Source organism: Micromonospora sp. DT46 (assembly GCF_049841735.1).
In the GTDB taxonomy this organism is placed as follows: domain Bacteria; phylum Actinomycetota; class Actinomycetes; order Mycobacteriales; family Micromonosporaceae; genus Micromonospora; species Micromonospora reichwaldensis.
The window spans coordinates 503,520-526,177 of record NZ_JBNCKW010000005.1 but is presented as its reverse complement, the minus strand read 5'-3'; the positions used below and the strand labels follow the sequence as shown (position 1 = coordinate 526,177).

The following is a 22,658-nucleotide window of genomic DNA, read 5'->3' as shown; positions in this document are numbered from 1 at the left end:
ACGGGGTCCGCAGGGGTGGAGCCTCAGCTCAGCCGCGCGCCCACGTGGATGGCGATCGCGTCGTGGGCGGGCACGTTCGCGGCGAACCAGCCGCCGCCGTCCACGGTGATCACCGGCCCGCTGCACGTGCCGTTGCTGAAGGTGCCGTGGACGACGTCGCAGTAGCGACCGGCCGGCAGCCCGCTCTGGTATGACCGGCCGTTGACCGCGGAGTCCTCGTCGTTGATCGTGACGAAGCCCTTGCCGGACCGGCCGAAGGCGATGTGGTTGTTGCCGTTGTCGTACCAGTTGACGACGCCGGCGCCCTCGGTGGCGTTGCGGAAGCCGACCATGTTGGCGATGACCGGCCAGCGGTGCTCGCACTCCCAGCCGGAGTAGCAGGTGGCGTTCAGGGTCCGTCCGGAGCTGTCCGAGGGCGGGCCCTGGTCGCGCTGGCTGAACGTGTAGCTCGACATCACCGTCGGGGAGCCGTACGGCCAGGCGAGCATGAACGCGTTGGCCAGCGCGTAGATGCCCCGGTCGCGGTACGTCAGCACCCCGCCGACGTCGCGCTGGGTGTCGTGGTTGTCCACGAAGACGGCCGCCGACCCGCTGGGCAGGTGCCCCCACCCCTCGCCGAAGTTGCGCAGGTAGGCCAGCTTCTCGGAGCGGAAGACCCGGGCCAGGTCCTTGCCGTAGCGGAACTCGTGCACGTCGCCGTTGCCGGTGTACTCACCCGGCTGGATGGGCTCGCCGGCGCCGTGGATCACCTCCTGCACGATGTACGCCGAGCGGGACAGCTTGCCCCTGATGGCGGCGATGTCGGCGGCCGGCATGTGCTTGCTGGCGTCCATCCGGAAGCCGTCGACGCCCAGCGAGAGCAGGTCGTTGAGGTAGCCGGCGATCTTCGTCCGGACGTAGTCCGACTCGGTCTTCAGGTCGGCGAGGTTGACCAGCTCGCAGTTCTGCACCTCCCACCGGTCGTTGTAGTTGGCGATGTCGTCGCCGCCGTTGCGGCCGCAGTGGTGGAAGTCCTGCGTCTGGTAGATCCCCGGGTAGTCGTAGTGCCCGTACGACGAGCCGGCCCAGCCGGTGCCACCGTTGTCCTGCCCGGACATGTGGTTGACGACCGCGTCGACGACCACCTTCACCCCGGCGGCGTGGCAGGTGTCGACCATGGACTTGAACTGCGCGCGGGTGCCCTTGCGGGACTCGATCCGGTAGCTGACCGGCTGGTACGCCAGCCACCACTGCGAGCCCCGCACGTGCTCCTGGGGCGGCGAGACCTGCACCCAGCCGTAGCCCTTCGGGCCGAGGTTGGTGCGGCACTCGGTGGCCACCGACGACCAGTTCCACTCGAAGAGGTTGGCGATGACCTTCTTGCCACCTGCCGGGGCCGCGCCGGCCGGGGGAGTGGTCGCGGCGGTGGGGACGATCAGGCCGGCGATCACGCCGAGGGCGACGATCGCCGACAACCGTCGACGTCTCTGCATGGAGGACTCCTGACGGGGGATGGGGGACGGGACGGTGGCGAGGCCGGGAGGCCCCGGTGGTGCCGGGATCTTGCAGTACGGCTTGAAAATTTCCGAAAGGTTACAAGCGCATTGCAAGCGCTGTCAATGCATGGCCATGTATGGATGTCTTCGCGCTGCCGGCCTCGTACGACGGAGCAGGCGCCTGCGATCGAGCGGTCAGGTGGCGGAATCGAGCCAGCGCCGCCAGCTCGTGCGGGTGGGAGTCTGCTCGGGATGCGCGGCCACATGGAGGACGAACTGTGCCCGGAGCCGGACCAGGGGATCGTCGGCGGACGTCAGCATCCCCACCTCATGGAGGAACGGCGAGTCGTGGAGCTGACGGACCAGGCTTGCGTACAGCCAGTCCTTGCACCGGTACGGTCGCCCCAGTGCCGCGAGGATCAGCTCAGCGATCTGTGGCCTGACGGCCTCCGGGATACCGCCCCGATCGAGCCGGCGAAGGAGCACCTCCTTCGTTCCCCAGCGGGACCACATCCACGACTCCGGCGCTCCCCACTCGTCGGGATACTCCGCCTCCCACCGCAGGTAGAGGGCCACGATCGGCGCCCACCGTGCGCGGCCGGCGCGGTCGTCGTCCGAAGCGTCCCGGAATGCATCGAGAGGTCCGTGGATCGTCTGCGCCTGATGCCACCGGAAGTCGGCGCGCGCCTGGTCCAACCTCCGGCGAGCCGAGCCTGACCGGACCTCGACCGGTGGTGCGCTGCCCACAGACCGTTCGACAGGTGCAACGCTTCACTCGCCGCGGCGAGCAGTGCCTGATGCCGAGCCAGCGCATGGTGACGTACGACCGGATCGACCGCCACCAGGTCGAACAGCCAGGAGTAGTCGCCGCGCGGCTCCGCAGACACCATGGCAGCTTGCCATCCCCGCCCAACCAGGAAGCAGCGGCACCGACAGGCGTCAGCAGAGGTGTCGGCTCCGCCTGAGAACTCGTCAGGCGGAGCCGACGAGCAGCCCGCGATCGGCCATGAAGGCTCGCAACGTCTCCGCGTCCTCAGCGGACATCAAGCGGCGTGGGATCACGGTCGCCGGCATCCGGCCGACGTACACGATCCAGAACTCAGGGGTGTCCCGCACCCGAGCCACCCCGTCCCAGGCGATACCGCCGGACTCCGAGCCGCTGCGCATCATGATGTTGTCGTCGGTGATGTCGTAGGCGCCCTCGACGGCGTAGCGACCGGAGCGACGCCGGGCCCGCCACTGCACCCACGGCGAGTACAACATCGACAGCAGGCCACCCAGGACCATCGCCATGCACAGCGACGAGACCCGGTCACCCCACGAGAACCCCCGCGAGACGGCAAACCCGATCGCCCCGACCGCCACCAGTACCGCGCCGACGTAGCCGAACTTGCGCAACCGGACACTGCCGAGCGCAGCGGCCACGCGGCCCGGGTAGGCGGGATCGGCGGGGACGTCGAAACGGATGTGCACGCCAGAACGATAGTGCCCCCTACCGTCCGTCGGCAGCGCCTGACTCGCACCGGCTGGCCGTCAGCGGTAGGAGCGGGCACCTCGTCCCTGGAACGCTGGCAACCGGAGACAGCCGGGCGGCTGCGTCAGGTGATGGCCAACAGCACGGCTTGGCCGTTCACGGCTGCGGCGCGATAGAAGCGGCGCAGTTCGGTGAACTGCAACATGAGGTGGTCGAACTCGTCAATGCCGTTGGTCCAGATGGCCGGGTAGATGTCGGCGGCTGCCATGGCGCTCGGGTCGAAGCGGGCGCGCAGCGTCTCCACGTCCACGGCGTCGAGCCCGGTGGCGATGACCCGGACGGTGTACGGGTCCAGCAGCCGGGCGGGACCGTAGCCGCCATCCTGACCGATCTCGTCGCCGCCGAGAATCGCCGCGCCGGCACCCTCGCCGATCTCCCAGGCGGTGCCGGTGAGCAGGTAATGGATGCCGTGCCACGACTTGTCCAGATCGAGTTCCGGCTCGGGCATTTCGGCCTCGTCGTCGAGGTCGCCGTAGATCAGTTCGTCGACCGCCGTCGGGTCGGCGAGCACCGCAGCCATCTCTTCGACCGACAACCGGCGCCCGATGAACACCATGCCCAAGGACCGGCCCCTTCCCGTTGTCGTCGGCGGGCTGTCACGCTGACCGACAGATCTCAGGCGGCACCGTACCGCAGCCTCCGTCAGCGCTGAGAAGGAAAGCGGGCCGCACTCGCAATGACCTTCTCGCCTGCCTCGTCGCAGCAGGATCGGGTGGCACAATGCGCCTGTGTCGATCTCCGCGGAAGGCTCTCCCAAGGCTCGCATCGTCACGGCGTTGCTGCGGGACGGCAACCGGGTGCTGTTGTGCCACCGGTCTCCTCAGCGCCGTTGGTATCCCGACGTCTGGGACATGCCCGGTGGGCACGTGGATCCCGGGGAACTGCCCGGCGCGGCACTTGCCCGGGAGCTTCGAGAGGAGCTGGGCATCGACATCGCGGCACCGTCAGGTCCGCCCGTGCACGAAGTTCATACCGACACGTTCGACATGCAGATCTGGCTGATCGAAGCGTGGACGGGGTCTCCGGTCAACGCCGCGCCGGACGAACACGACGCCATCGCGTGGTTCACCGGGGACGCGCTCGGAGAACTGTCCCTGGCTCATGACAGTTACCTCGCCTTGTTCAGCAAGGTCCTTGGCGAGCATCGAGCCTGACCACGACCGGACCCTCTGAAGATCACACGCGGGCCCCCGCTTCGGCGCCGGTACGCGGAATTTCCGCGCGCCGGTGATCCGCCCGCCCTGCCCGTCCGTACTCGATGGGGAACAGGGCCGGCCGGTGGTGCGCCGCCGCGAGACGATCGAGGAGCAGATGGCCCGGGCACAACGGAACCAGAAGCCGCCCACCGTCCGGACCACCAGCACCAGCCGGGGGGCCCGCACCCGGTCCCGGCCCGCGGTGGCCCTGCTGACCCTCTCGGCGCTCGCCGCGCTGTGGGCCGCCACCATGCTGACCGGCGCCGGCTCGGCCGCGTACGCGTACGGCTTCTTCTTCACCGAGTTCTTCGCCGGGGTCGTCGCCCTCGTGGCGTTGAGCCTCACCGTGATGATGGGGCTGCTCGCCACCGACCGGCTGGTGCTGCTGATCCGGCACCGGGTGCTGCTCCAGTCCGCGCACCGGGCCACCGGCATCCTCGGCGTCGCCGGGCTGGTCTTCCACGTGCTCACGAAGATCGCCACCGGCCGGGCGGCGAGCACCGACGCGGTGGTCCCCTTCGTCGGTGGACGGGGCCTCTACGTCGGCCTCGGCACGGTGGCCGCCCTGCTGATGGTGAGCGTGCTCTGGACCGGTGTCGTCCGGGCCCGCTTCGCCGGGGTCGGTCCGAAGTGGCTCTGGCGCACCCTGCACTCGGCCGCGTACCTCTCCTGGCCGTTCGCCATCGTGCACGGGCTCAACGCCGGGCGGCCCGCGAAGCCCTGGGTGCTGCTGAGCTACCTCGCCTGCGTCCTGCTGGTCGTGCTGGCGCTGCTGGTCCGCCTCTCCGTCAGCCTCGGACGGCGCCGCCGGGAGCAGCACCAGGCCGCCGCGATGAACCAGGCCCTGGCCGGGCGGCCGGCCGAGGACGCCCCGCGCCGGTCGCTGTTGCGGGGCCGGACCCGAAGCGCCGACCGGGCGGCGGAGCCGGAGAGGCGCGCGGGGACCTGGGCCGGCACCACGATCGCCGGTACCACGGTCACCGGCACCTGGTCCGCCCCCGCCGCGCGGCGCCGCGACAGGGAGCGGTTCACCGTGCCGGCCGTGCCCGAGCCCGGCACGCTCCACGACCCGGCACGCCCGCGCCGACGTGCGGCGGAACTCGCCCCGGCCGGTCGGCGCCAAGTCGAGGAGGCGCCCACGTCGACCCGCCGCCGGCGCGAGGAGGAGCCTGCGTCGACCGGCCGGCGGCGGGGCGAGGAGGAACCCGTCCCCACCGGCCGCCGCCGCGCCGGCGAGAGCAGTCGCCAGGACCGGGCGGAGCGGGACGGGGTGCGGCGCCCCTCCGCGCCGCCCCGCCGCCGGGAGGAGGCCGAGGAACCCTGGGACAGCCCCCGCCGCTGGGAGCCGAGCGACCCGATCTCCGCCGGGCCCGTGTCCGCGGGTCCGGTGTCCGCGGGGCCGCGCAGCGGCGGCGGTCGGCACAGCGTCGAGGACGACCGGGACCTCGAACCGGACTACTGGCGGCCCCCGGTCCGGTACGTCCCCGAGGAGGTCCCGCTGCCGGCCGACGACACGCCGACCCTGGTCGACCTCGCGTCCCGGCGGGCACGCCGGGCCGCCGGCGAGAGCAGGTCCGTGCGCCGCCGCCGGGTCAACGCCGACGCCGTCGACGGGGCGTACTGGGCCGGGCTGCGGGGTGAGGCGAAGTGATCCGGACGACCGTGCCCCCGGTGGCCTGCGTCGGCGAGCCCCGGCTCACCGCCGGCTTCGCCGAGTTCGGCCGGCTCGACCTGCCCGCCCACGAGGAGGTGCACGGGCCGGTCGGGCCGATGGAACCGGCCACCCTGCTCCGGCTCGCCGAGGGCGTACAGCTCAAGGGCAAGGGCGGCGCGGGCTTCCCGTTCGCGAAGAAGCTCCGCGCGGTGCTGGAGTCCTGCGAGCGGCGGGACCTCCCGGCGGCGGTGGTGGTCAACGCCACCGAGGGGGAGCCGGCGAGCTGGAAGGACAAGGTGCTGCTCACCCGGGCCCCGCACCTGGTCCTCGACGGCGCCGCGCTGGCCGCGTACGCGCTGGACGCCGACGAGATCGTCGTCGGGGTGGCCGACGACGGGGTGGGCCGCGACTCCCTGACCGAGGCGCTGGAGGAACGCCGGATGCCGGCGCCCACCAGCATCGTCACCGTGCCGCACCGGTTCATCTCCGGCGAGGGCGGAGCCCTGGTCAACGGCATCAACGGCCTGCCACACATCCCGCCGGGCACCAAGCGACGCTCCAGCGACTCCGGCGTCGGCGGCCTGCCCACCCTGCTCTCCAACGCCGAGACGTACGCCCAACTCGCGGTCGCCGCCCGGCTCGGCCCGTACGAGTACGCGGCGCTCGGCACCGACGACGAGCCGGGCACCGTGCTGCTCACCGTCACCGGCGCGGCGGGACGCCCGGCGGTGGTGGAGTGCGCGGCCGGCACCGCGCTGCGCGAGATCCTCGACCTGTGCGAGGTGCCGGACGGGCCGGGCATCCTGACGGGCGGCTACCACGGCAGGTGGATCACCCGGGAGGCGGCCGACCGGGCGGAGATCTCCCGCAAGGGGTTGGCCGCCGTGGGCGGCACCCTCGGCGCGGGCATCCTCGTCCCGCTCGGCGCGGACACCTGCCCGCTCGGCGAGGCCGCCCAGGTGGTGCGCTACCTGGCCGGCGAGTCCGCGGGGCAGTGCGGCCCGTGCCGGATGGGCCTGCCCGACCTGGCCCGCGCCGTCGACCTGGCGGTCTCCGGCAGCGCCCCGGTGGAGGTGGTCCGCGCCGCCGCCGGCGACGTGAAGGGCCGCGGGGCGTGCAGCCACCCCGACGGTACGGCCCGGTTCGCGCTCTCCGCGATGGAGGTGTTCGCCGAGGACCTGCGGCTGCACACCACCGGCGAGGGGTGTGGCCGGCGGGTCCGGGCGGTGATGGGCCTGCCGGGCGCCCCCGACCCGAACCCGCAGCGGCTCACGCTCGACTGGTCCCGCTGCGACGGGCACGGGCTGTGCGCGCACGTGGTGCCGGACTTCATCCGGCTCGACGGGAACGGCTACCCCGCCTTTCCGCCCACCCCCGTGCCGACCTGGCTGCGCGAGGGCGCGCGCAAGGCGGTCAAGGTCTGCCCCGAACTCGCGCTGCGACTCACCCCCGCCCCCTGAGGGGGCGGGGGAGGCCGGCGGGTCAGCGGGGGGTGAGGCGGTCGGTGCCCAGGCGGGCCTGGAGGACCTCGGGGACCAGCACCGAGCCGTCGGGCTGCTGGAACTGCTCCAGGATGGCCGGGAAGAGCCGGCTGGTGGCCAGCGCCGACCCGTTGAGGGTGTGCACGAAGCGGGTCTGCTTGCCGCCCGGCTCGCGGTAGCGGATGGCCGCCCGGCGCGCCTGGTAGTCGCCGGCCCAGGAGACCGACGACACCTCCTTGTACTTGCCGGTGCTCGGCATCCACACCTCGATGTCGAGGGTCTTCTTCATCGACGCGCTGGCGTCGCCCGCCGACAGCAGGGTGCGCTGGTAGTGCAGGCCCAGCTTCTCGACCAGGCTCTCCGCGTGCAGGAGCATCTCCTCCAGCGCGGCGTCGGCCTGCTCCGGCAGGCAGAACTGGAAGATCTCCACCTTGTTGAACTGGTGGCCCCGGACGGTGCCCCGCTCGTCGGAGTGCGACCCGGCCGCCTCGCGGCGGTAGCAGGGGGTGTACGCGAACGCCTTCAGCGGCAGCTTCGCCGTCTCCAGGATCTCGTCCTGGTACGCCCCGAGGATCGCCGTCTCCGAGGTGGGCAGCAGGAACTGCCCGCGCGGGGCGGACTCCCGGTCCAGGTGGTAGACGTCGTCGTAGAACTTCGGGAACTGCCCGGCGGCGAAGCCGGCGGTGTCCAGCAGCAGGTGCGGCGGGAGCAGGAACTCGTAGCCGGCGCTGATGTGCTCGTCGACGAAGAAGTTGAGCAGCGCCCACTCCAGCCGGGCGCCCATGCCCGTGTACATCCAGAAGCCCGAGCCGCCGAGCTTGACCCCGCGCTCGTGGTCGACCAGGCCCAGCATCCGGCTCAGCTCGATGTGGTCGCGGACCTTCTCGATCGCCGGCGGCTCGCCGAAGGCCCGGACGACCCGGTTGGCCTCCTTGCCGCCCGGCAGCACGTCGTCGGCCGGCAGGTTGGGCAGCTCGCTCATCGCGGTGCGCAGCCGCGCCTGCACCTCGTCCAGCTCGGACTCCAGCTCGGCGAGCTGCTTGCGCCCCGCCTCCGGCGTGGAGACCTCCGGCTCGGTGCCGGCGCGCTTCGCCGCCGCGTAGGCGCGCGCCTCGGCCTTGCGGCGCTGCCGCTCGCCGTCGATGCCACTGATCAGGGCGCGGCGTTCCTGGTCGAGCCGCTGGATCTCGTCCAGGGCGCGGTTGACCTCGGCGGGATCCAGTCGCTTCGCCAGCGCGGTCGCCACCGCCTCGCGATCCTTCCGGATCAACTCCATGTCGAGCATGCTGCTCCGTACGCTCCGTCCGGACGTCGGGTGGACCCACCGATGCTACCGTCGCGGCCCGGTCGCGCCCGGCCCGGTCTCGACGACCCCGCCCGGCCGGCGTCGCGCCCCCGCGACGCCGGGCACTCGGCCCACGGCCGGCGCGGCGGTCAGAGCCGGATGGGCATCAGGATGGAGAACGCCTCGACGTCGTCCGCCCGGCGCACGGCCAGCGGGGCGATCGGCCCGTCCAGCTCCAGCAGCAACTGGCCCCGGCCGGCCGCGTCGAGGGCCTCCAGCAGGTAACCGCCGTTCACCCCGACGCGGAACGCGTCGGACTCCCCGGCCAGCTCGTCCGCCCCGAGCAGCCGCACCCCGCCCCGGCCGTCCGGGCCGAGCACGGTCACCGCGAGCGGGAGGCCGTCGTGCCGCCGGGTGACGACGGGGGCGTCGGCGCTGGTCAGGGCCGCCCGCAGGGCGTCGGCGTCGACCGTCAGCCGGTGCGCCGGACCGTCGTCGGGCGTCGGGCGGAGCAGCCGGCGGTGGTCCGGGAAGTCGTACGGCAGGACGGCGGCGTCGACCGTGCGGCCGGCGACGGAGACGGAGATCGTGCCGGCGGCCACCGTCAGCCGGGCCTCGGGGGTGCTCCCCGCGCCGGTGTCGAGCAGGGCCCGCACCTCGTCGACGAAGACGACCGGGGCGAGCACCCGCACCGCCGGCCCGTCGACCCGGGCGTCCGCCCGCGCGACGGCCAGCCGGTGCCGGTCGGTCGCCACCAGCCGTACGCCGTCGACGTCGGACTCGAACAGCACGCCGGCCAGCACCGGCAGGTCGGGGTCGGCGCCGACGGCGAAGCGGACCGCGTCCACGGCGGCGGCCAGGTCGGCGCGGGACAGGACGAGACGGGTGGTCATGGCGGGCTCCCCGGGATCGATCAGCGTACGGATCCGGGAGAGCTCCCTACGGGCGTCGGCGAGACCGTCCTCCAACCGGCGCAGGTGCGCGTCGAGCTGGCGGTGGATCTGGGCCGGCTCGGACCGCAGCGCGGCGGCGATCTCGGCGACCGGCATGCCGACCCGGCGCAGCCCGGCCACCAGCCGGGCGGGGCCCACCTGGTCGCCCGTGTACCAGCGGTAGCCGGTCACCGGGTCGACCAGGGCCGGGGCCAGCACCCCGGCCGAGTCGTAGAACCGCAGGGCGCTCACGGTCAACCCGCTGGCCCGGGCCAGCTCGCCGATGCTGCGCAGGTCGCTCTCCACGGCGCCGATCCTGTCGTCTCAACCTGGTCGAGGGTCAACCCGCGCCGGGCCGGGCGGCCCGACGGTCGGGCCCTGCGCTCAGCGTGGCCGGTCCAGCACCCGGAAGGTCATCCCCGCCCGCACCAGCCGGTCCAGCAGCGCGTCGCCCATCGCCGCCACCGGGGTGACCTGCCCCGCCGTGGCCGGCAGTTCGTCGCCGGCCAGGCAGAGCGCCGACTCGCCGAGCATCTTCGCCGTCTCGTCGTAGCCGGGGTCGCCGCCGGCCACCTCGGTCAGCACCCGCCGCCCGCCGCCCGTGGCGACGAACCGGACCCGGAACCAGGACTTCGCCCGCTGCTGCGGCGTCGGCCCCTGCCCGGAGGCGAGCCGGCCGAGCAGCCAGCGCCGGGTCGGCGGCAGCTTCACCAGCACCACCAGCCCGCCCAGCCCGACGCCGCCGGCCAGCACCGTGGGCAGCCGCTTCACGGCCGCGAAGTGCCGGTAGCGGAAGTCCGGCCCGTACTCCGGGCGGGCGGCGGCCGAGCGGCGAACCACCTGCGGGTCGATGGTCGGCAGCGGCACGATCCACATGCCCAGCTCCTTCGAGCGGGCGAGGCGGCCGGGCACCGCGCGGACCCGCCGCCCGGTCGGTCGCGGCTCGACCTGCCGCCGCTCGCGGGCCGCCCGGGATGCCTCGGCGGTACGGGAGAAGGCGGTGAGCGCCGAGTGGTACGTGCCGGCGGAGAACCGCCCGCCGGCCCGGACGAAGCCGTCGACGGTGATCGGCACGTCGTCCGGGAGGTGCTTGAGCGTGAACCAGACGCCCAGGTCGTGGGGGATCGAGTCGAACCCGCAGGCGTGCACGAGCCGCGCCCCGGTGCGCTCCGCCTCGGCGTGGTGGCGCACGTACATCAGGTCGACGAACTCGGGCTCGCCGGTGATGTCGAGGTAGTCGGTGCCGGCGCGGGCGCAGGCGGCGACCAGCGGCTCCCCGTGGTGCACGTACGGGCCGACGGTGGTGGCCACCACCCGGGCGCTCTCGGCGACCGCCCGCAGCGACTCCGCATCGGTGACGTCGGCGGTGAGCAGGGGCAGCCCGGCCAGCGCCGGGTCGATGGCGGCCAGCCGGTCCCGTACGGCGGCCAGCCTGCCGGGATTGCGCCCCGCGAGCGCCCAACGCAGCCCCTGCGGGGCGTTGCGGGCCAGGTACTCGGCGGTCAGCCCCCCGGTGAAGCCGGTGGCCCCGAAGAGGACGACGTCGTACGTCCGCTGCTCACGCATCCGCCGAGTCTGCCACCCGGCACGGCGGGCCGCAGCGTTGCGCCTCAGCCGGCGGCGGCCGGAAGATCGGGGCTGAGTACGGCGCGGACGCAGCCGTCGGCCCGGTCCCGGAACAGCGCGTACCCCTGCGCCCCCCGCTCCAACGGCAGCCGGTGGGTGGCCAGGTGCTCGGTACGCAGCTCGTCGCGGGCCATCCGCTCCAGCAGCATCGGGATGTAGCGCTGCCCGTGCTGCCGCGCGCCCCGCACCGTCAGCCCCTTCTGGGTGACCGCCCCGAGCGGGAAGGTGTCGACGAAGCCGGTGAACTCGCCGAGCAGGAAGACCGAGCCGCCCTTGCGGCAGGCGTGCACGGCCTCGCGGACGGCGGCCGGTCGCTCGGCGCCGCCGGTGAACCGCTCGGCCAGCGACCGGGGGCCGTGCCCGTTCCAGGCCGCCCCGACCGCCTCGACGCACACGTCCGGGCCCCGCCCGCCGGTGCGCTCGCGCAGCTCGGCGACGACGTCGGCGAGCCGGTGGTCGATCGTCTCCGCGCCGGCGTGCCGTTCGGCCATCCGCAGCCGCTCCTCCTCCGCGTCGACGACGACCACCCGTTCCGCGCCGAGCAGCCACGCCGCCCGGGCCGCGAGCTGCCCGACCGCGCCCGCGCCCCAGACCGCCACCACGTCGCCGGGGCGCACCTGGCCGAGGTCCGCGCCCATCCAGCCGGCCGGCGCGGCGTCGGAGGCGAACAGGGCGCGGTCGTCGCTGACCGCCTCCGGCACGGTGAACGCGCCGACGTCCGCGTACGGCACCCGGACGTACTCCGCGTGGCTGCCGGCGAAGCCGCCCATCGCCCGGGGCTGGCCGAACGCCCCGCCGGTGGGATGGCCCCAGGCCGCCTCGGTGACGGCCGGGTCGGCGCTGCCGTTGTCGCAGCAGGAGGGCAGGTCACGCCGGCAGTACCAGCAGCTGCCGCAGGCCACCGACGAGCAGACCACCACCCGGTCGCCGACCCGGTGCCGGCGTACCTCCGGCCCGGCCTCCACCACCTCGCCGAGGAACTCGTGCCCGAGCACGTCCCCGACGGCGAGGAACGGCACCCGACCGGCCAGCAGCGGCAGGTCCCCGCCGCAGGTGGCGCTCTGCCGGACCCGGACGATGACGTCGTGGCCGTTGCGCAGCTCCGGGTCGGGCACCTGCCGTACCGCCAGCTCGCCCGCGCCCACCCAGCACAGCGCCCTCACCGCGGCGGTCCCGGCGGACGGTCGGCCGGCCAGCGGTCCGCGCGGAGCACCTCGCCGGTCTCGGCGAGCTGCTTGACCTCCCACAACGCCCGCCGGACCAGCAAGCCGGGATCGTCGCCGACCAGGTGGGCGGCGAGCCCCGCCGGGGCCGCCGCGCCGGGCACCGGCCGGGCCGCCAGCTCCGTGCCCCGGCAGCCGGGGGCCGGCCGCAGCTCGACCTGCACCGCGCCGCCGAGCCGGCGCAGGGGCTCCGGCCAGCGGCCGCCGGGCAGCACCTCGCCGGGCGGGCGGTCGACGGTCACCACCTGCCAGCGCGCGGGTCGCGGGTCGGCGCCGGCCGCGCGGGGCCAGGCCGACCCGCGCCGCCGTACGGCCAGCGCCCGGCCCGCCGCCGCGACGGCGAGCGCCACCGCGGTCGCGCCCGCCAGCCGTCGTCTCCGATCCACCTCGGCCCCGCCTCCCGGTCCCCTCCCACGCCGGACGCGCACCGGCGCGCGCGGCCGGTCGCCCGCGTAGGACCAGGGTCGGCCGGGGCGGGGTGAAGCCGGCTCCCCCCGAAGGGGTGAACGGGCCCGCGCCGGGTAACCGCGGCCGGCGGGACCTGGGGGAGTGGACGCGTCGGTGGAGGGCGGGGCCGGATGCCGGAGGACGTACGGGACACGGGAGTCGTCGCGGTCGCACCCGGGCCGGCCGGCACACCGCTGCTGGCGTCGCGGCTGTGCCCCGCCCCGCCGCCGGAGCCGCTGGTGCTGCGGCCCCGGCTGCTGCGGGCGCTCGACGAGGGGACCGCCGGGCCGGTCACCCTGGTCCGCGCCCCCGCAGGGTGGGGCAAGACGACGCTGCTCGCCTCCTGGTTCCGGGCCGCCGGGGAGGCCGGCGCGCCCGGGGGCCGGGTGGGGCAGGGGCCGGTGACCGACGCCGCCCGGGGGCGCCGGGACGACGGGCCGGCCGGTGCCGCGCCGGGCGACTTCGGCGCGGCGGCGGGCGTACCGGCGGAACCCGGCCGGTTCCGGGCGGCCTGGGTCTCGGTGGAGACCGGCGACGACGGGGACCGGCTCTGGTCCTACCTCGCGGCGGCGCTGCGCACGGCCACGGATCCCGCCGACGACGTACCGGGCCCCGTGCCCGACCGGCCGCCCCGCCCCGACCAGTTGGAGGTGCTGGCCGCGGCCCTCGCCGCCCGGGAACGGCCGGTGCTGCTGGTCCTGGACGACCTGCACCGGATCACCGACCCCGAGGCACTGGCCGGACTGGAGTTCCTGCTCCGCCACGCCGAGCAGCGGCTGCGGCTGGTGGTCGGCGCCCGCGCCGGGCTGCCGCTGGCCGTGCACCGGCTGCGGCTGGCCGGCGAGCTGACCGAGGTCGGCCCCGACGAACTGGCCTTCGGCGACGACGAGGTCGCCGACCTGCTGACCGCGCACGGGGTGGCGCTGCCGGCGGCCGGGGTACGCCGGCTGCGGGAACGCACCGGCGGCTGGCCGGCGGCGCTCCGCTTCGCCGCGCTGGCGCTACGCGGGCAGCCGGACCCGGCCCGCTGGGCCGAGCAGTTCGGCGGCGACCAGCCGGACGTGGCCGGCTACCTGCGCGAGGAGGTGCTCGCGGGGCTCGACCCGGACGCGCGGGACGTGCTGCGCCGCTCCGCCGTCGCCGACGCGGTCTGCGCCGGCCTCGCCGACGCGCTGACCGGCCGGACCGACGCCGAGCAGGCGCTGGCCGGCCTGGCCGGCGACGGTGGGCTGCTGCGCCGCGACGACAGCCGCCCGCCCTGGTACCGCTGCCCCCCGCTGCTGGCCGACCTGCTGCACGCCGAGCTGGGCCGGCTGCCCGCCGACGAACTGCGCGACCTGCACCTGCGTGCGGCCGGCTGGTACGCCGACAACGGGCGGCCCGCCGAGGCGCTGCGGCACGCGCTCGCCGGCGGCGACCACGACCGGGCCGCCGCGCTCTTCGTGGCCCGCTGGCCGGAGCTGGTCCCGTACGACGGCGAGACGCCCGCCGGCCGTCCGCCCGCGCCCCCGCCGCCGGAGGCCGTGCGCCGCGATCCGGAGCTCGGGCTGGCCTGCGCCGCCGAGCGGGCCCGGGCCGGCGACGCCACCGCCGCCGCCGGGCACCTGCGCGACGCCGTCGAGGCCGCCCGGACGCTGCCGGCGCCGCGCCGGGACCGGTTCCGGCGGCTGGTCACCGCGCTGGAACTCACCCTGGCCCGGCTGGCCGACGATCCCGAAGCGGTACGCGCCGCCGCAGCCCGGCTGCTCGCCACCCGCCCCGCACCGTCCCCGGCGTCCCCCGACCCGTCCGTGTCCCCGGCGTCGCCCGACCCGTCCGTGTCCCCGGCGACCGATGGGCCAGCGGGGGACGCGGCGCCGTCGGGGAGCGCCGTCGACGGGCTGCTCGCCGCGCCGATGCCCGCTGAGCCGATGCCCGCCGAGCCGCGCGGCGCCGCCGCCGAGGACGCCGACGTGCGGGCGGTGGCCGGCACCGCGCTGGGTCTGGCCGACCTCGCGGACGGGGACCTGCCCGCCGCCGGCCTCGCCTTCGCCCGGTCGCTGTCGGCGGCCCGAGAGGCGGGGCGACCGCGTACGGAGCTGGTCTGCGCCAGCCGGGCGGCCCTGTTGCACGCCGTCCGGGGCGAGCTGCGGGCCGCCGAGACCCTCGCCAGGGACGCCCTCGCCATGCCGCCCTGCCACGGCTGGTCCTGCCGGGAGGACTGCGCCCACGCGTACCTGGCCCTGGCCCTGGTCGCGCTGCACCGGGACCAGCCCGAGGAGGCGGAGGCGAACCTGGCGCTGGCCGCGCCGGCCACCGGCGAGCCCGTGGTGGGGGCGGTGGCGGCGCTGTGCCGGGCGTACCTGCTGCGGGACGCCGGTGACCTGCCCGAGGGCCACCGGGTGCTGGCCGAGGCACGGGAGCGGCTGGCCGACCGCCCCCGTGCCGGCGAGCTGACGCACTGGCTGCTGGCCGCCGAGTCGGACGTACGCGGGGCACGAGGTGACCTGGGCGCCGCCCGGGAACTGCTCGGGCGGGCACCCGACGCGGCCGCCCCGCCGCTGGCCGTCGCCCTCGCCCGGGTGGAGTTGCGTGCCGGCGACCCGCGCGCCGCCGGGTACGCGCTGCCGGACTGGGAGGCGCCGGAGGCGGCCGGCTGGCCGCTGCCCGTACGCCTGGACGCCGCCGTGCTCGACGCGGTGCTGGCCGGGCGCGCGGGCGACGACCGGCGGGCCGGACGGCTGCTGGAACGGGCTCTCGACCTGGCCGGGCCGGAGGGGTTCCGGCGGGCGTTCACCCGCGCCGAACCCGGCGTCCGTGACCTGCTCGCCGCGCACCTGGACGCCGGTACCGCGCACTGGCCGATGGTCAGCGACCTCGTCCGGGGCGTCGACGCGCCGGCCGAGCGGGCCCCGGCGGAGCGGGGCACGGGGGCGCTGGACGAGCCGCTGACCGAGCGGGAACTGACGATCCTGCGCTACCTGCAGAGCATCCTGTCCAACGTGGAGATCGCGGCCGAGCTGTCCCTGTCGGTCAACACGGTCAAGACCCACGTGCGCAACATCTACCGCAAGCTCGACGCCACCCGCCGCCGCGAGGCCGTCCGCCGAGCCCGCGCCCTCCACCTCATCTAACCCACCCCACCTCGCCCCGTCCCTCCGCCCCTCCACCGCGTCGATCATGCAGTTGTGGTGGGCGGACTGCCCTCTGTCGCCCCATTTGCGGGGCACCAGAACTGCATGATCGACGGGGGCGGGCGGGGGGAGAGAGGGGCAGGCGGGGGTTACGGGGTGGCGGCGTCGACGGCCGTCAGGAGGTCCGCCAGGTCGTAGTCGCCGTCGTGGCGGGTGCCGTTGACGAACAGGGTCGGGGTGGCGTGGACGCCGCTGCGGATGCCGCCCACGAAGTCCCGCCGCACCCGGTCGCCGTGCGCCTGCCGCTCCAACTCCGCGGCGACCTCGTCGGCGGGCAGGCCGAGCTGCTCCATGCCGAGCGACAGGTGCACGGGGTCGAGCTGGTCCTGGTGCTCGTAGAGCCAGTCGTGCATCGCCCAGAACTGCCCGCGCCGGCCGGCCGCCTCGGCCGCCTCGGCGGCCTGCTCCGCGTACGGGTGCATGTTGGTGATGGGGAAGTGCCGGTACACCAGCCGCACCGTGTCGGCCCGCTGTCGCAGCAGCTCCCGCAGGTTCGCGTACGCGGCTCCGCAGAACCGGCACTGGAAGTCGGCGTACTCGACGATGGTCACCGGCGCGTCCACCGGCCCGCGGACGTTGTCGTGCCCGGTCACCGGGGTCCGCAGGCGGGCGGTGACCTGGAGTGGAGTGGTCATCGGGTCACCTCAGTCATGTCTCCCAGCCTGCTCCGTGACGGGGTGAGGGTGGCTCACCCCGCCCGGGTGGTCCGGCGCCCGGCTCAGCCCAGCACCGGGGCTACCGCGATGTGGTTCTGCACCTCGCGGATGCCCGGCGCGCACCAGACGGTCCGTTCCACCTCGGCCCGCTCCGGCATCGAGTGGACCAGCCCGCCGAGCAGCACGGTGTCGCCGTGCACCCGGACGGTGATCCGCTCCGCCTCGGTGGCGCCGTTGCGGGCCAGCGCGTCGACGATCCGTACCGCCAGGTCGTGCCCGTCCGGCCGGGTGTCCGGGCGGACGGTGATGCCGTTGCTGACCCCGCGTACGCCGGTCAACCGGGCCACGGCGCGTTCGGCGGCGCGACGCTGGTACTCCCAGTCCACCTCGCCGTGCAGCGTGACCCAGCCGTGCGAGACGGTCACGTCGAGCTGCTCCAGGGGCACGAACGCGTCCCACTCCAGCGTGTGCCCGGCCGCGGCGGCGATGTCCGGGTCGGCGCGTTCCGCGCCGGTGCCGAGGCGTACCGCCAGGTCGTTGGCGACCGCCCGGACGCGCGCCACCCGGTGCGCCGCCCGCTCGGCGGCCCACTTCTTGGCGTAGCTGTCCACCCGGCCGGTCAGGGTGACCACGCCCTCGGCGACCGTCACGCCGATCTCGTGCGGCCGTACCCGGGGTTCCCAGGTCAGCTCGTCGAGGACGGCCGACTGGATGTCCTGGTCGGTACGGCTGATCGTTTCGATGGCCATCTGTCACTCCTCACGGGATAGCTGCCGGTGCGCACGGGTTCGCCGGGACCGATCCTGGCGCCGGCCGGGGTGAGGGCCCCTCACCCGACCCGGGTGGCCCTTGGGAGCGCTTCCAGGCGGCCGGTCGGATCGGTTAGGGTAAGCGCGTTCCTCGGGTGCGGGAGCCGTCGCGCCGATGACCGGAGCCAGGGCAGCTCCGGCGCGATTCCGCACGTACCCGTTGCCGGGTCCGGCCGTCTCCACGTCGGCTCCCGGCGTCCGAACCCGGAAGGAACCGCAGATGCGCAGAAGTTACGCCGGCGCGGTCGTGTCCGCGCTGGTCGTCGCCGCAGCCGTCGTGGCGGCACCGTTCACCGCGGCCGGCGCGCCCACCGCCGCAGCCGCCGCCGAGCCGTACACCTGGAAGAACGTCCGGATCGACGGCGGCGGCTTCGTCCCCGGCATCGTCTTCAACCCCACCGAGAAGAACCTGATCTACGCCCGCACGGACATCGGCGGGATGTACCGGTGGACGCAGGCCACGCAGTCCTGGACGCCGCTGCTGGACTGGGTCGGCGAGGACAAGTGGGGCTGGAACGGCGTGGTCAGCGTCGCCACGGACCCGGTGCAGACCAACCGTGTCTACGCGGCCGTCGGGATGTACACCAACGACTGGGACCCGAACAACGGCGCCATCCTCCGCTCGGCTGACAAGGGCGCCACCTGGCAGGTCACCGAGCTGCCGTTCAAGAACGGCGGGAACATGCCCGGCCGGGGCATGGGCGAGCGGCTCGCCGTCGACCCCAACCGGAACAGCATCCTGTACTACGGCGCCGAGGGCGGCAACGGCCTGTGGCGCAGCACCGACTTCGGGGCGACCTGGGCGAAGGTGACCAACTTCCCCAACGTCGGCAACTACCGGGCCGACCCGAGCGACCCGAACGGCTACAACGGCCAGAACCAGGGCCTGACCTGGGTCAGCTTCGACAAGAGCACCGGTACGGCCGGCACCGCCACGCAGACCGTCTACGTGGGTGTGGCCGACAAGGAGAACCCGGTCTACCGCAGCACGAACGGCGGCGCCACCTGGGAGCGGATCGCGGGGCAGCCGACCGGCTACCTGGCGCACAAGGGCGTCGTCGACCCGGTGGGCGGCTTCCTCTACATCGCCACCAGCGACACCGGCGGCCCGTACGACGGCGGTAAGGGCGACGTCTGGAAGTTCAGCCGCGCCACCGGCGCGTGGACGCGGATCAGCCCGGTCCCGTCCACCAGCACCGACGCGTACTTCGGCTACAGCGGCCTCACCATCGACCGGCAGAAGCCGAACACCCTCATGGTGGCCACCCAGATCTCCTGGTGGCCGGACGCGATCTTCTGGCGCAGCACCGACGGGGGAGCCACCTGGACCCGGATCTGGGACTTCACCAGCTACCCCAACAGGTCCAAGCGCTACACCATGGACGTCAGCTCGGTGCCGTGGCTGACCTTCGGCAGCAACCCCGCCCCGCCGGAGGAGACCCCGAAGCTCGGCTGGATGAACGAGTCGGTCGAGATCGACCCGCACGACAGCAACCGCTTCATGTACGGCACCGGCGCCACCATCTACGGCAGCACCGACCTCACCAAGTGGGACACCGGCGGCCAGTTCACCATCAAGCCCATGGTCAGGGGCCTGGAGGAGACCGCGGTGCTCGACCTGGTCAGCCCGCCCTCCGGGGCGCCGCTGGTCAGCGCGCTCGGCGACATCGGCGGCTTCCGGCACACCGACCTGGACGCCGTGCCGCCGATGCTGTTCACCCAGCCCACCTTCACCAGCACCACCAGCCTGGACTACGCCGAAACGAAGCCGGCCGTGATGGTGCGCGCCGGCAACTTCACCGACGCGGACCGCCCCAACGACAGCCACGTCGCGTTCTCCACCGACGGCGGCGCCAACTGGTTCCAGGGCAGCGAGCCGTCCGGCGTCAACAGCGGCGGCACGGTCGCCGCGTCGGCCGACGGCAGCCGCTTCGTCTGGGCGCCGGGAGACGCCGGCCAGCAGGTGGTGCACTCGGTCGGGTTCGGCAACTCGTGGACCGCGTCGACGGGCATCCCGGCCAACGCGACGATCGAGTCCGACCGCGTCAACCCCAACAAGTTCTACGGCTTCAGCGGCGGCAGGCTCTACGTCAGCACCAACGGCGGGGTGAGCTTCACCGCCTCGGCCGCCGCCGGCCTGCCCAGCACCGGCAACGTCAAGTTCAAGGCGCTGCCCGGCAGGGAGGGCGAGCTGTGGCTGGCCGGCGAGGGCGGGCTGTGGCGCTCCACCGACTCCGGGGCCACCTTCACCAAGCAGGCCGGGGTGAACACCGCCGGCAACGTCGGCTTCGGCAAGGCCGCGCCCGGCCGGACGTACCCGGCGCTGTACCTGTTCGGCACCGTCGACGGCCGGCCCGGCGTGCATCGCTCGGACGACACCGGCGCGACCTGGGTGCGGATCAACGACGACCAGCACCAGTACGGCAACGCGGGCGAGGCACTGACCGGCGACCCCCGGGTCTACGGCCGGGTCTACCTCGGCACCAACGGCCGCGGCATCCTGGTGGCAGACCGGCTCGGCGGCACGCCCGACCCGACGCCGACCACCTCCACCCCGCCCCCGACGACCCCACCTCCGACCACCCCACCCCCGACCACCCCGCCTCCCACGACGCCGCCTCCGACCACCCCGCCTCCCACGACGCCACCTCCCACGACGCCGCCGCCGACCAGCGGTTGCACGGCGACGTACCGGGTCACCGGCTCCTGGCAGGGCGGCTTCCAGGGCGAACTGGTGGTCCGCAACGCCGGCAGCGCGGCGATCGCCGGCTGGACGGTGGGCTGGACCTTCCCCGACGGTCAGCAGATCACCCAGCTCTGGGGCGGCACCCACACCCAGACCGGGGCGACCGTCTCCGTCCGGGACGCCGGCTGGAACGGCGCCCTCGGTGCGGGCGCCACCGCCACCGCCGGCTTCCTGGGCAGTACGACCGGCGCGAACACCGCCCCGGCCACCGTCACCTGCACCGCCCGCTGACCGCCGCGCTCCGCCGACCGCGCACCCCCGTCCCCACCAGGGGCGGGACGTGCGCGGTCGTGCGGAGCGGCCGGCGGCCCGGGTCTCCTACCGGCGCGGACGGGCTCCGGCTGCCCGGGTCCGGTCGGCACCGCCTCCGGTTCGTGGCCGGGAGGGGAGGCGGGTTACCCGGCACGCACCGAGAGGGCCGGTGTCCCCGCAAGCCATAGGCTCGGAGCTTCGCCCGTCGAAGGAGGGATCCTCCGTGAGTCCGATCAGGACGGCCTACCTCACCGCCGCGCGTTCGGCGGTGGACCTGCTCGCCGACCCCGCCGTAGCAACCCGCTGGAACGAACCGAGCGCCCTGCCCGCGTTCGGCGTGGGGGGCCTGGCCGGCCACCTCGCCAGCCAGGTGCTCGGCGTCCCCGCCGTGCTGGCCGCAACCGTCCCCGCCGGCGACCCCGTGGGGCTGCTCGACCACTACGCGCGCGGCACCTGGCTCGGCGCCCCGGTCGACGCCACGGTGAACGTCGCCATCCGCCGCGCCGGTGACGGCCTCGCCGCCGACGGCCCGGCCGCTCTGGTCGACCGGTGCGCCGCCACGCTGCACGAGTTGACGGACGTGCTGGCGGCGGAGCCGTCCGATCGGGTGGTGCACGTCGCCCGTGGCCCGTGGTCGCTCACCCTGGACGACTACCTGGCCACCCGGCTGATGGAACTCGTCGTGCACGCGGACGACCTCGCGGTCAGCGTCGGCGTGCCCACCCCGGAACTGCCGGCCGAGACGGTCGACCCGGTGCTGACGCTGCTGGCCCGTCTCGCCGTACGCCGGCACGGGCAACCGGCGGTGCTGCGCGCCCTGAGCCGGGCGGAGCGGGCCCCGGCGAGCGTCGCCGCTCTCTGACGCCACCCTTGCAGGGCCGCGAGCCTTCAAACAGGGTGCGGGCCACGGGCCGCAAGCTGCGGGCTGCGAGCCGCGAGCTGCGAGCTGCGAGCCGCGAGCCGCGGGCCGCGAGCTGCGAGCCGCGAGCCGCGGGCCGCGAGCCGCGAGCTGGCGGGCCACGAGCCGCAGGCCTCTGAACAGGGCCGCGAGACGCGGGACGACGGCCGCCTGTGGCGGCACGTCACCTGAGACAGGCGCGGGCCCCGGCCGACCTCGATGGTCGACCGGGGCCCGTTCGTCGCGAGCGTGTGCCGGACCGGTCAGCCGTCGAGGCCGACGGGGGAGTTGGGTCGGTCGACGTCGACGAACTCGATGTCGTCCATCGCCCGGTCGCCCCGGCTGCCGGCGGCCCGCGCGGCGGTGCCGGCGGCCCAGCCGATCGCCGCGCCGACCAGCGTGGCGCCGATCAGCAGCGTCCAGGGCAGCGCCGGCCGGCGGCCGGCCAGCGCGTCGAAGGCCTGGGTGGCCCGGCGCCGGGCCTCGTCCGCCGCCGAGCCCACCAGGTCGCCGGCCTCGTCGGCGAGACCGGAGCCGCCTCGGCGGGCCGAACGGGCGGTGTCCCGGACGCTGTCGCTGGCGGAGCTGACCGCCGAGACCAGGTGCTGCCACGCCTGGTCCGTGATCCGCTCGGGCTTGCTGCGGCGGTCCAGCAGGTTGCTTCCGAACATGGTGGTTACCTCCTCGGGGCCGAAGCCGGCGGCCATTTCGACTTCGGCGTCGCACCGGCGTGTGACGGTTCGCTCGTTTCCGCCTGTGCCCCGTGGGGCTGCTCCGCAAACCCTCGTGCTGCGGGTGCGGCGGCCCGGGTGACGCCGGCGGGCGGCGCGCGGGCTCGGTGTCAGCGGACGGCGACCGCCACGGTCACGCCCCGCGCGAAGTCGTCGTCGCCGTCGTCGTCGTCATCGTCGCCCCCGCCACCGCCGAACCCGCAGGCCAGTACGAGGGCCAACAGCGCGCTGACGCCGGCCAGTGCGGCAAGTCTCCTGAGCATCGATCGTCCTCCCGGTCGCAGTCGTGTCTCCGAGCCGATGCTAGGCAGAGCGGGCAAGGCCCGGGGCCGAAGCGGTACGGGCCACGCCGGGGGGCCGGCTGTTGGGCGGTGCCGGCGGGAGCCGGCTACCCTGGGGCGCGACGTGTCAGCGGCAGCTGATCGTTGGTCGGACAAAACGTCAATAGTTCGGATAAGGGCGACTTGCTGTGCCCTGATCCGCGAATTGCTCATCCCGAGGGGTGGCGACCGAGGCCGTCAGAGGAATACTCTCGGTCGC

General features: G+C 74.7%; 19 protein-coding genes. 6 read left to right on the top strand and 13 right to left on the bottom strand.

Features of this window, described 5'->3' with window-relative positions:
• Nucleotides 1–23: 23 nt before the first annotated feature.
• The 4 genes from ACLQ20_RS16700 to ACLQ20_RS16685 all read right to left on the bottom strand — a co-directional run bounded on the left by ACLQ20_RS16700 (nucleotide 24) and on the right by ACLQ20_RS16685 (nucleotide 3,565).
• Entirely contained in the window at nucleotides 24–1,472 is a 1,449-nt protein-coding gene (locus tag ACLQ20_RS16700) for an alpha-amylase (RefSeq protein WP_151456767.1), read from the bottom strand.
• A gap of 198 nt (nucleotides 1,473–1,670) precedes the next feature.
• On the bottom strand, nucleotides 1,671–2,051 hold the full coding sequence (locus ACLQ20_RS16695; RefSeq protein ID WP_425856300.1) for a hypothetical protein: 381 nt from the start codon (nucleotides 2,049–2,051) through the stop codon (nucleotides 1,671–1,673).
• Nucleotides 2,052–2,447: 396 nt separating this feature from the next.
• On the bottom strand, nucleotides 2,448–2,948 hold the full coding sequence (locus tag ACLQ20_RS16690; protein ID WP_425856297.1) for a YcxB family protein: 501 nt from the start codon (nucleotides 2,946–2,948) through the stop codon (nucleotides 2,448–2,450).
• A 125-nt stretch (nucleotides 2,949–3,073) separates the two neighbouring features.
• Complete coding sequence (locus tag ACLQ20_RS16685) at nucleotides 3,074–3,565, bottom strand: YfbM family protein (RefSeq protein ID WP_327031275.1); 492 nt, start codon at nucleotides 3,563–3,565, stop codon at nucleotides 3,074–3,076.
• A gap of 172 nt (nucleotides 3,566–3,737) precedes the next feature.
• On the opposite strand from ACLQ20_RS16685, the gene ACLQ20_RS16680 reads away from it, so the two are divergent.
• The 3 genes from ACLQ20_RS16680 to ACLQ20_RS16670 all read left to right on the top strand — a co-directional run bounded on the left by ACLQ20_RS16680 (nucleotide 3,738) and on the right by ACLQ20_RS16670 (nucleotide 7,319).
• Nucleotides 3,738–4,163, top strand: coding sequence for an NUDIX hydrolase (locus ACLQ20_RS16680; RefSeq protein WP_425856295.1), 426 nt, complete (start codon nucleotides 3,738–3,740; stop codon nucleotides 4,161–4,163).
• A 124-nt stretch (nucleotides 4,164–4,287) separates the two neighbouring features.
• Complete coding sequence (locus tag ACLQ20_RS16675; RefSeq protein WP_425856292.1) at nucleotides 4,288–5,856, top strand: hypothetical protein; 1,569 nt, start codon at nucleotides 4,288–4,290, stop codon at nucleotides 5,854–5,856.
• Entirely contained in the window at nucleotides 5,853–7,319 is a 1,467-nt protein-coding gene (locus ACLQ20_RS16670) for an NADH-ubiquinone oxidoreductase-F iron-sulfur binding region domain-containing protein (protein WP_425856289.1), read from the top strand. Before ACLQ20_RS16675 ends, ACLQ20_RS16670 begins: the two co-directional genes overlap by 4 nt.
• Nucleotides 7,320–7,341: 22 nt before the next feature.
• Here the strand turns inward: ACLQ20_RS16670 and serS are convergent, their stop codons facing one another.
• The 5 genes from serS to ACLQ20_RS16645 all read right to left on the bottom strand — a co-directional run bounded on the left by serS (nucleotide 7,342) and on the right by ACLQ20_RS16645 (nucleotide 12,792).
• Entirely contained in the window at nucleotides 7,342–8,625 is a 1,284-nt protein-coding gene (gene serS, locus ACLQ20_RS16665) for a serine--tRNA ligase (protein WP_132237168.1), read from the bottom strand.
• 149 nt (nucleotides 8,626–8,774) lie between these two features.
• Nucleotides 8,775–9,851, bottom strand: a complete 1,077-nt coding sequence (locus ACLQ20_RS16660) for a MerR family transcriptional regulator (protein ID WP_425856443.1) — start codon at nucleotides 9,849–9,851, stop codon at nucleotides 8,775–8,777.
• 90 nt (nucleotides 9,852–9,941) lie between these two features.
• Nucleotides 9,942–11,123 carry a saccharopine dehydrogenase family protein gene (locus ACLQ20_RS16655; RefSeq protein ID WP_425856287.1) on the bottom strand — a complete coding sequence of 394 codons (1,182 nt, stop codon included), beginning with the start codon at nucleotides 11,121–11,123 and terminating at the stop codon, nucleotides 9,942–9,944.
• Nucleotides 11,124–11,167: 44 nt separating this feature from the next.
• On the bottom strand, nucleotides 11,168–12,346 hold the full coding sequence (locus tag ACLQ20_RS16650; RefSeq protein WP_151457412.1) for a zinc-dependent alcohol dehydrogenase: 1,179 nt from the start codon (nucleotides 12,344–12,346) through the stop codon (nucleotides 11,168–11,170).
• Nucleotides 12,343–12,792, bottom strand: coding sequence for a hypothetical protein (locus ACLQ20_RS16645; RefSeq protein ID WP_151457413.1), 450 nt, complete (start codon nucleotides 12,790–12,792; stop codon nucleotides 12,343–12,345). Before ACLQ20_RS16645 ends, ACLQ20_RS16650 begins: the two co-directional genes overlap by 4 nt.
• A 192-nt stretch (nucleotides 12,793–12,984) precedes the next feature.
• Here ACLQ20_RS16645 and ACLQ20_RS16640 point away from each other — a divergent pair, with 192 nt between their 5' ends.
• Nucleotides 12,985–15,966 carry a LuxR C-terminal-related transcriptional regulator gene (locus ACLQ20_RS16640; protein WP_425856283.1) on the top strand — a complete coding sequence of 994 codons (2,982 nt, stop codon included), beginning with the start codon at nucleotides 12,985–12,987 and terminating at the stop codon, nucleotides 15,964–15,966.
• 149 nt (nucleotides 15,967–16,115) lie between these two features.
• Here the strand turns inward: ACLQ20_RS16640 and ACLQ20_RS16635 are convergent, their stop codons facing one another.
• Both ACLQ20_RS16635 and ACLQ20_RS16630 read right to left on the bottom strand, forming a co-directional pair.
• A complete protein-coding gene (locus ACLQ20_RS16635) occupies nucleotides 16,116–16,661 on the bottom strand; it encodes a DsbA family protein (RefSeq protein WP_425856281.1) in 546 nt (181 codons plus the stop codon).
• A gap of 83 nt (nucleotides 16,662–16,744) precedes the next feature.
• Nucleotides 16,745–17,431: a BON domain-containing protein gene (locus ACLQ20_RS16630; RefSeq protein WP_151457639.1), complete on the bottom strand. Its 687-nt coding sequence runs from the start codon at nucleotides 17,429–17,431 to the stop codon at nucleotides 16,745–16,747.
• A gap of 280 nt (nucleotides 17,432–17,711) precedes the next feature.
• Between ACLQ20_RS16630 and ACLQ20_RS16625 the strand changes: the two genes are divergently transcribed.
• Nucleotides 17,712–20,468 (top strand): cellulose binding domain-containing protein, encoded by a 2,757-nt coding sequence (locus tag ACLQ20_RS16625; RefSeq protein WP_425856279.1) that lies wholly within the window; start codon nucleotides 17,712–17,714, stop codon nucleotides 20,466–20,468.
• A gap of 244 nt (nucleotides 20,469–20,712) precedes the next feature.
• Nucleotides 20,713–21,351, top strand: coding sequence for a maleylpyruvate isomerase N-terminal domain-containing protein (locus ACLQ20_RS16620; RefSeq protein WP_327029250.1), 639 nt, complete (start codon nucleotides 20,713–20,715; stop codon nucleotides 21,349–21,351).
• Between the two features lie 299 nt (nucleotides 21,352–21,650).
• Here the strand turns inward: ACLQ20_RS16620 and ACLQ20_RS16615 are convergent, their stop codons facing one another.
• Both ACLQ20_RS16615 and ACLQ20_RS16610 read right to left on the bottom strand, forming a co-directional pair.
• Complete coding sequence (locus ACLQ20_RS16615) at nucleotides 21,651–22,058, bottom strand: hypothetical protein (protein WP_121400322.1); 408 nt, start codon at nucleotides 22,056–22,058, stop codon at nucleotides 21,651–21,653.
• A 170-nt stretch (nucleotides 22,059–22,228) separates the two neighbouring features.
• On the bottom strand, nucleotides 22,229–22,381 hold the full coding sequence (locus ACLQ20_RS16610) for a hypothetical protein (protein WP_192581635.1): 153 nt from the start codon (nucleotides 22,379–22,381) through the stop codon (nucleotides 22,229–22,231).
• Nucleotides 22,382–22,658 lie beyond the last annotated feature (277 nt).

Excerpts from the sequence above, each read along its gene's own strand:
- ACLQ20_RS16655 (WP_425856287.1), bottom strand. The coding sequence starts at position 11,123 with ATGCGTGAGCAGCGGACGTACGACGTCGTCCTCTTCGGGGCCACCGGC.
- ACLQ20_RS16700 (WP_151456767.1), bottom strand. The coding sequence starts at position 1,472 with ATGCAGAGACGTCGACGGTTGTCGGCGATCGTCGCCCTCGGCGTGATC.
- serS (WP_132237168.1), bottom strand. The coding sequence starts at position 8,625 with ATGCTCGACATGGAGTTGATCCGGAAGGATCGCGAGGCGGTGGCGACC.
- ACLQ20_RS16640 (WP_425856283.1), top strand. The coding sequence starts at position 12,985 with ATGCCGGAGGACGTACGGGACACGGGAGTCGTCGCGGTCGCACCCGGG.
- ACLQ20_RS16615 (WP_121400322.1), bottom strand. The coding sequence starts at position 22,058 with ATGTTCGGAAGCAACCTGCTGGACCGCCGCAGCAAGCCCGAGCGGATC.
- ACLQ20_RS16610 (WP_192581635.1), bottom strand. The coding sequence starts at position 22,381 with ATGCTCAGGAGACTTGCCGCACTGGCCGGCGTCAGCGCGCTGTTGGCC.
- ACLQ20_RS16635 (WP_425856281.1), bottom strand. The coding sequence starts at position 16,661 with ATGACCACTCCACTCCAGGTCACCGCCCGCCTGCGGACCCCGGTGACC.
- ACLQ20_RS16630 (WP_151457639.1), bottom strand. The coding sequence starts at position 17,431 with ATGGCCATCGAAACGATCAGCCGTACCGACCAGGACATCCAGTCGGCC.
- ACLQ20_RS16685 (WP_327031275.1), bottom strand. The coding sequence starts at position 3,565 with ATGGTGTTCATCGGGCGCCGGTTGTCGGTCGAAGAGATGGCTGCGGTG.
- ACLQ20_RS16625 (WP_425856279.1), top strand. The coding sequence starts at position 17,712 with ATGCGCAGAAGTTACGCCGGCGCGGTCGTGTCCGCGCTGGTCGTCGCC.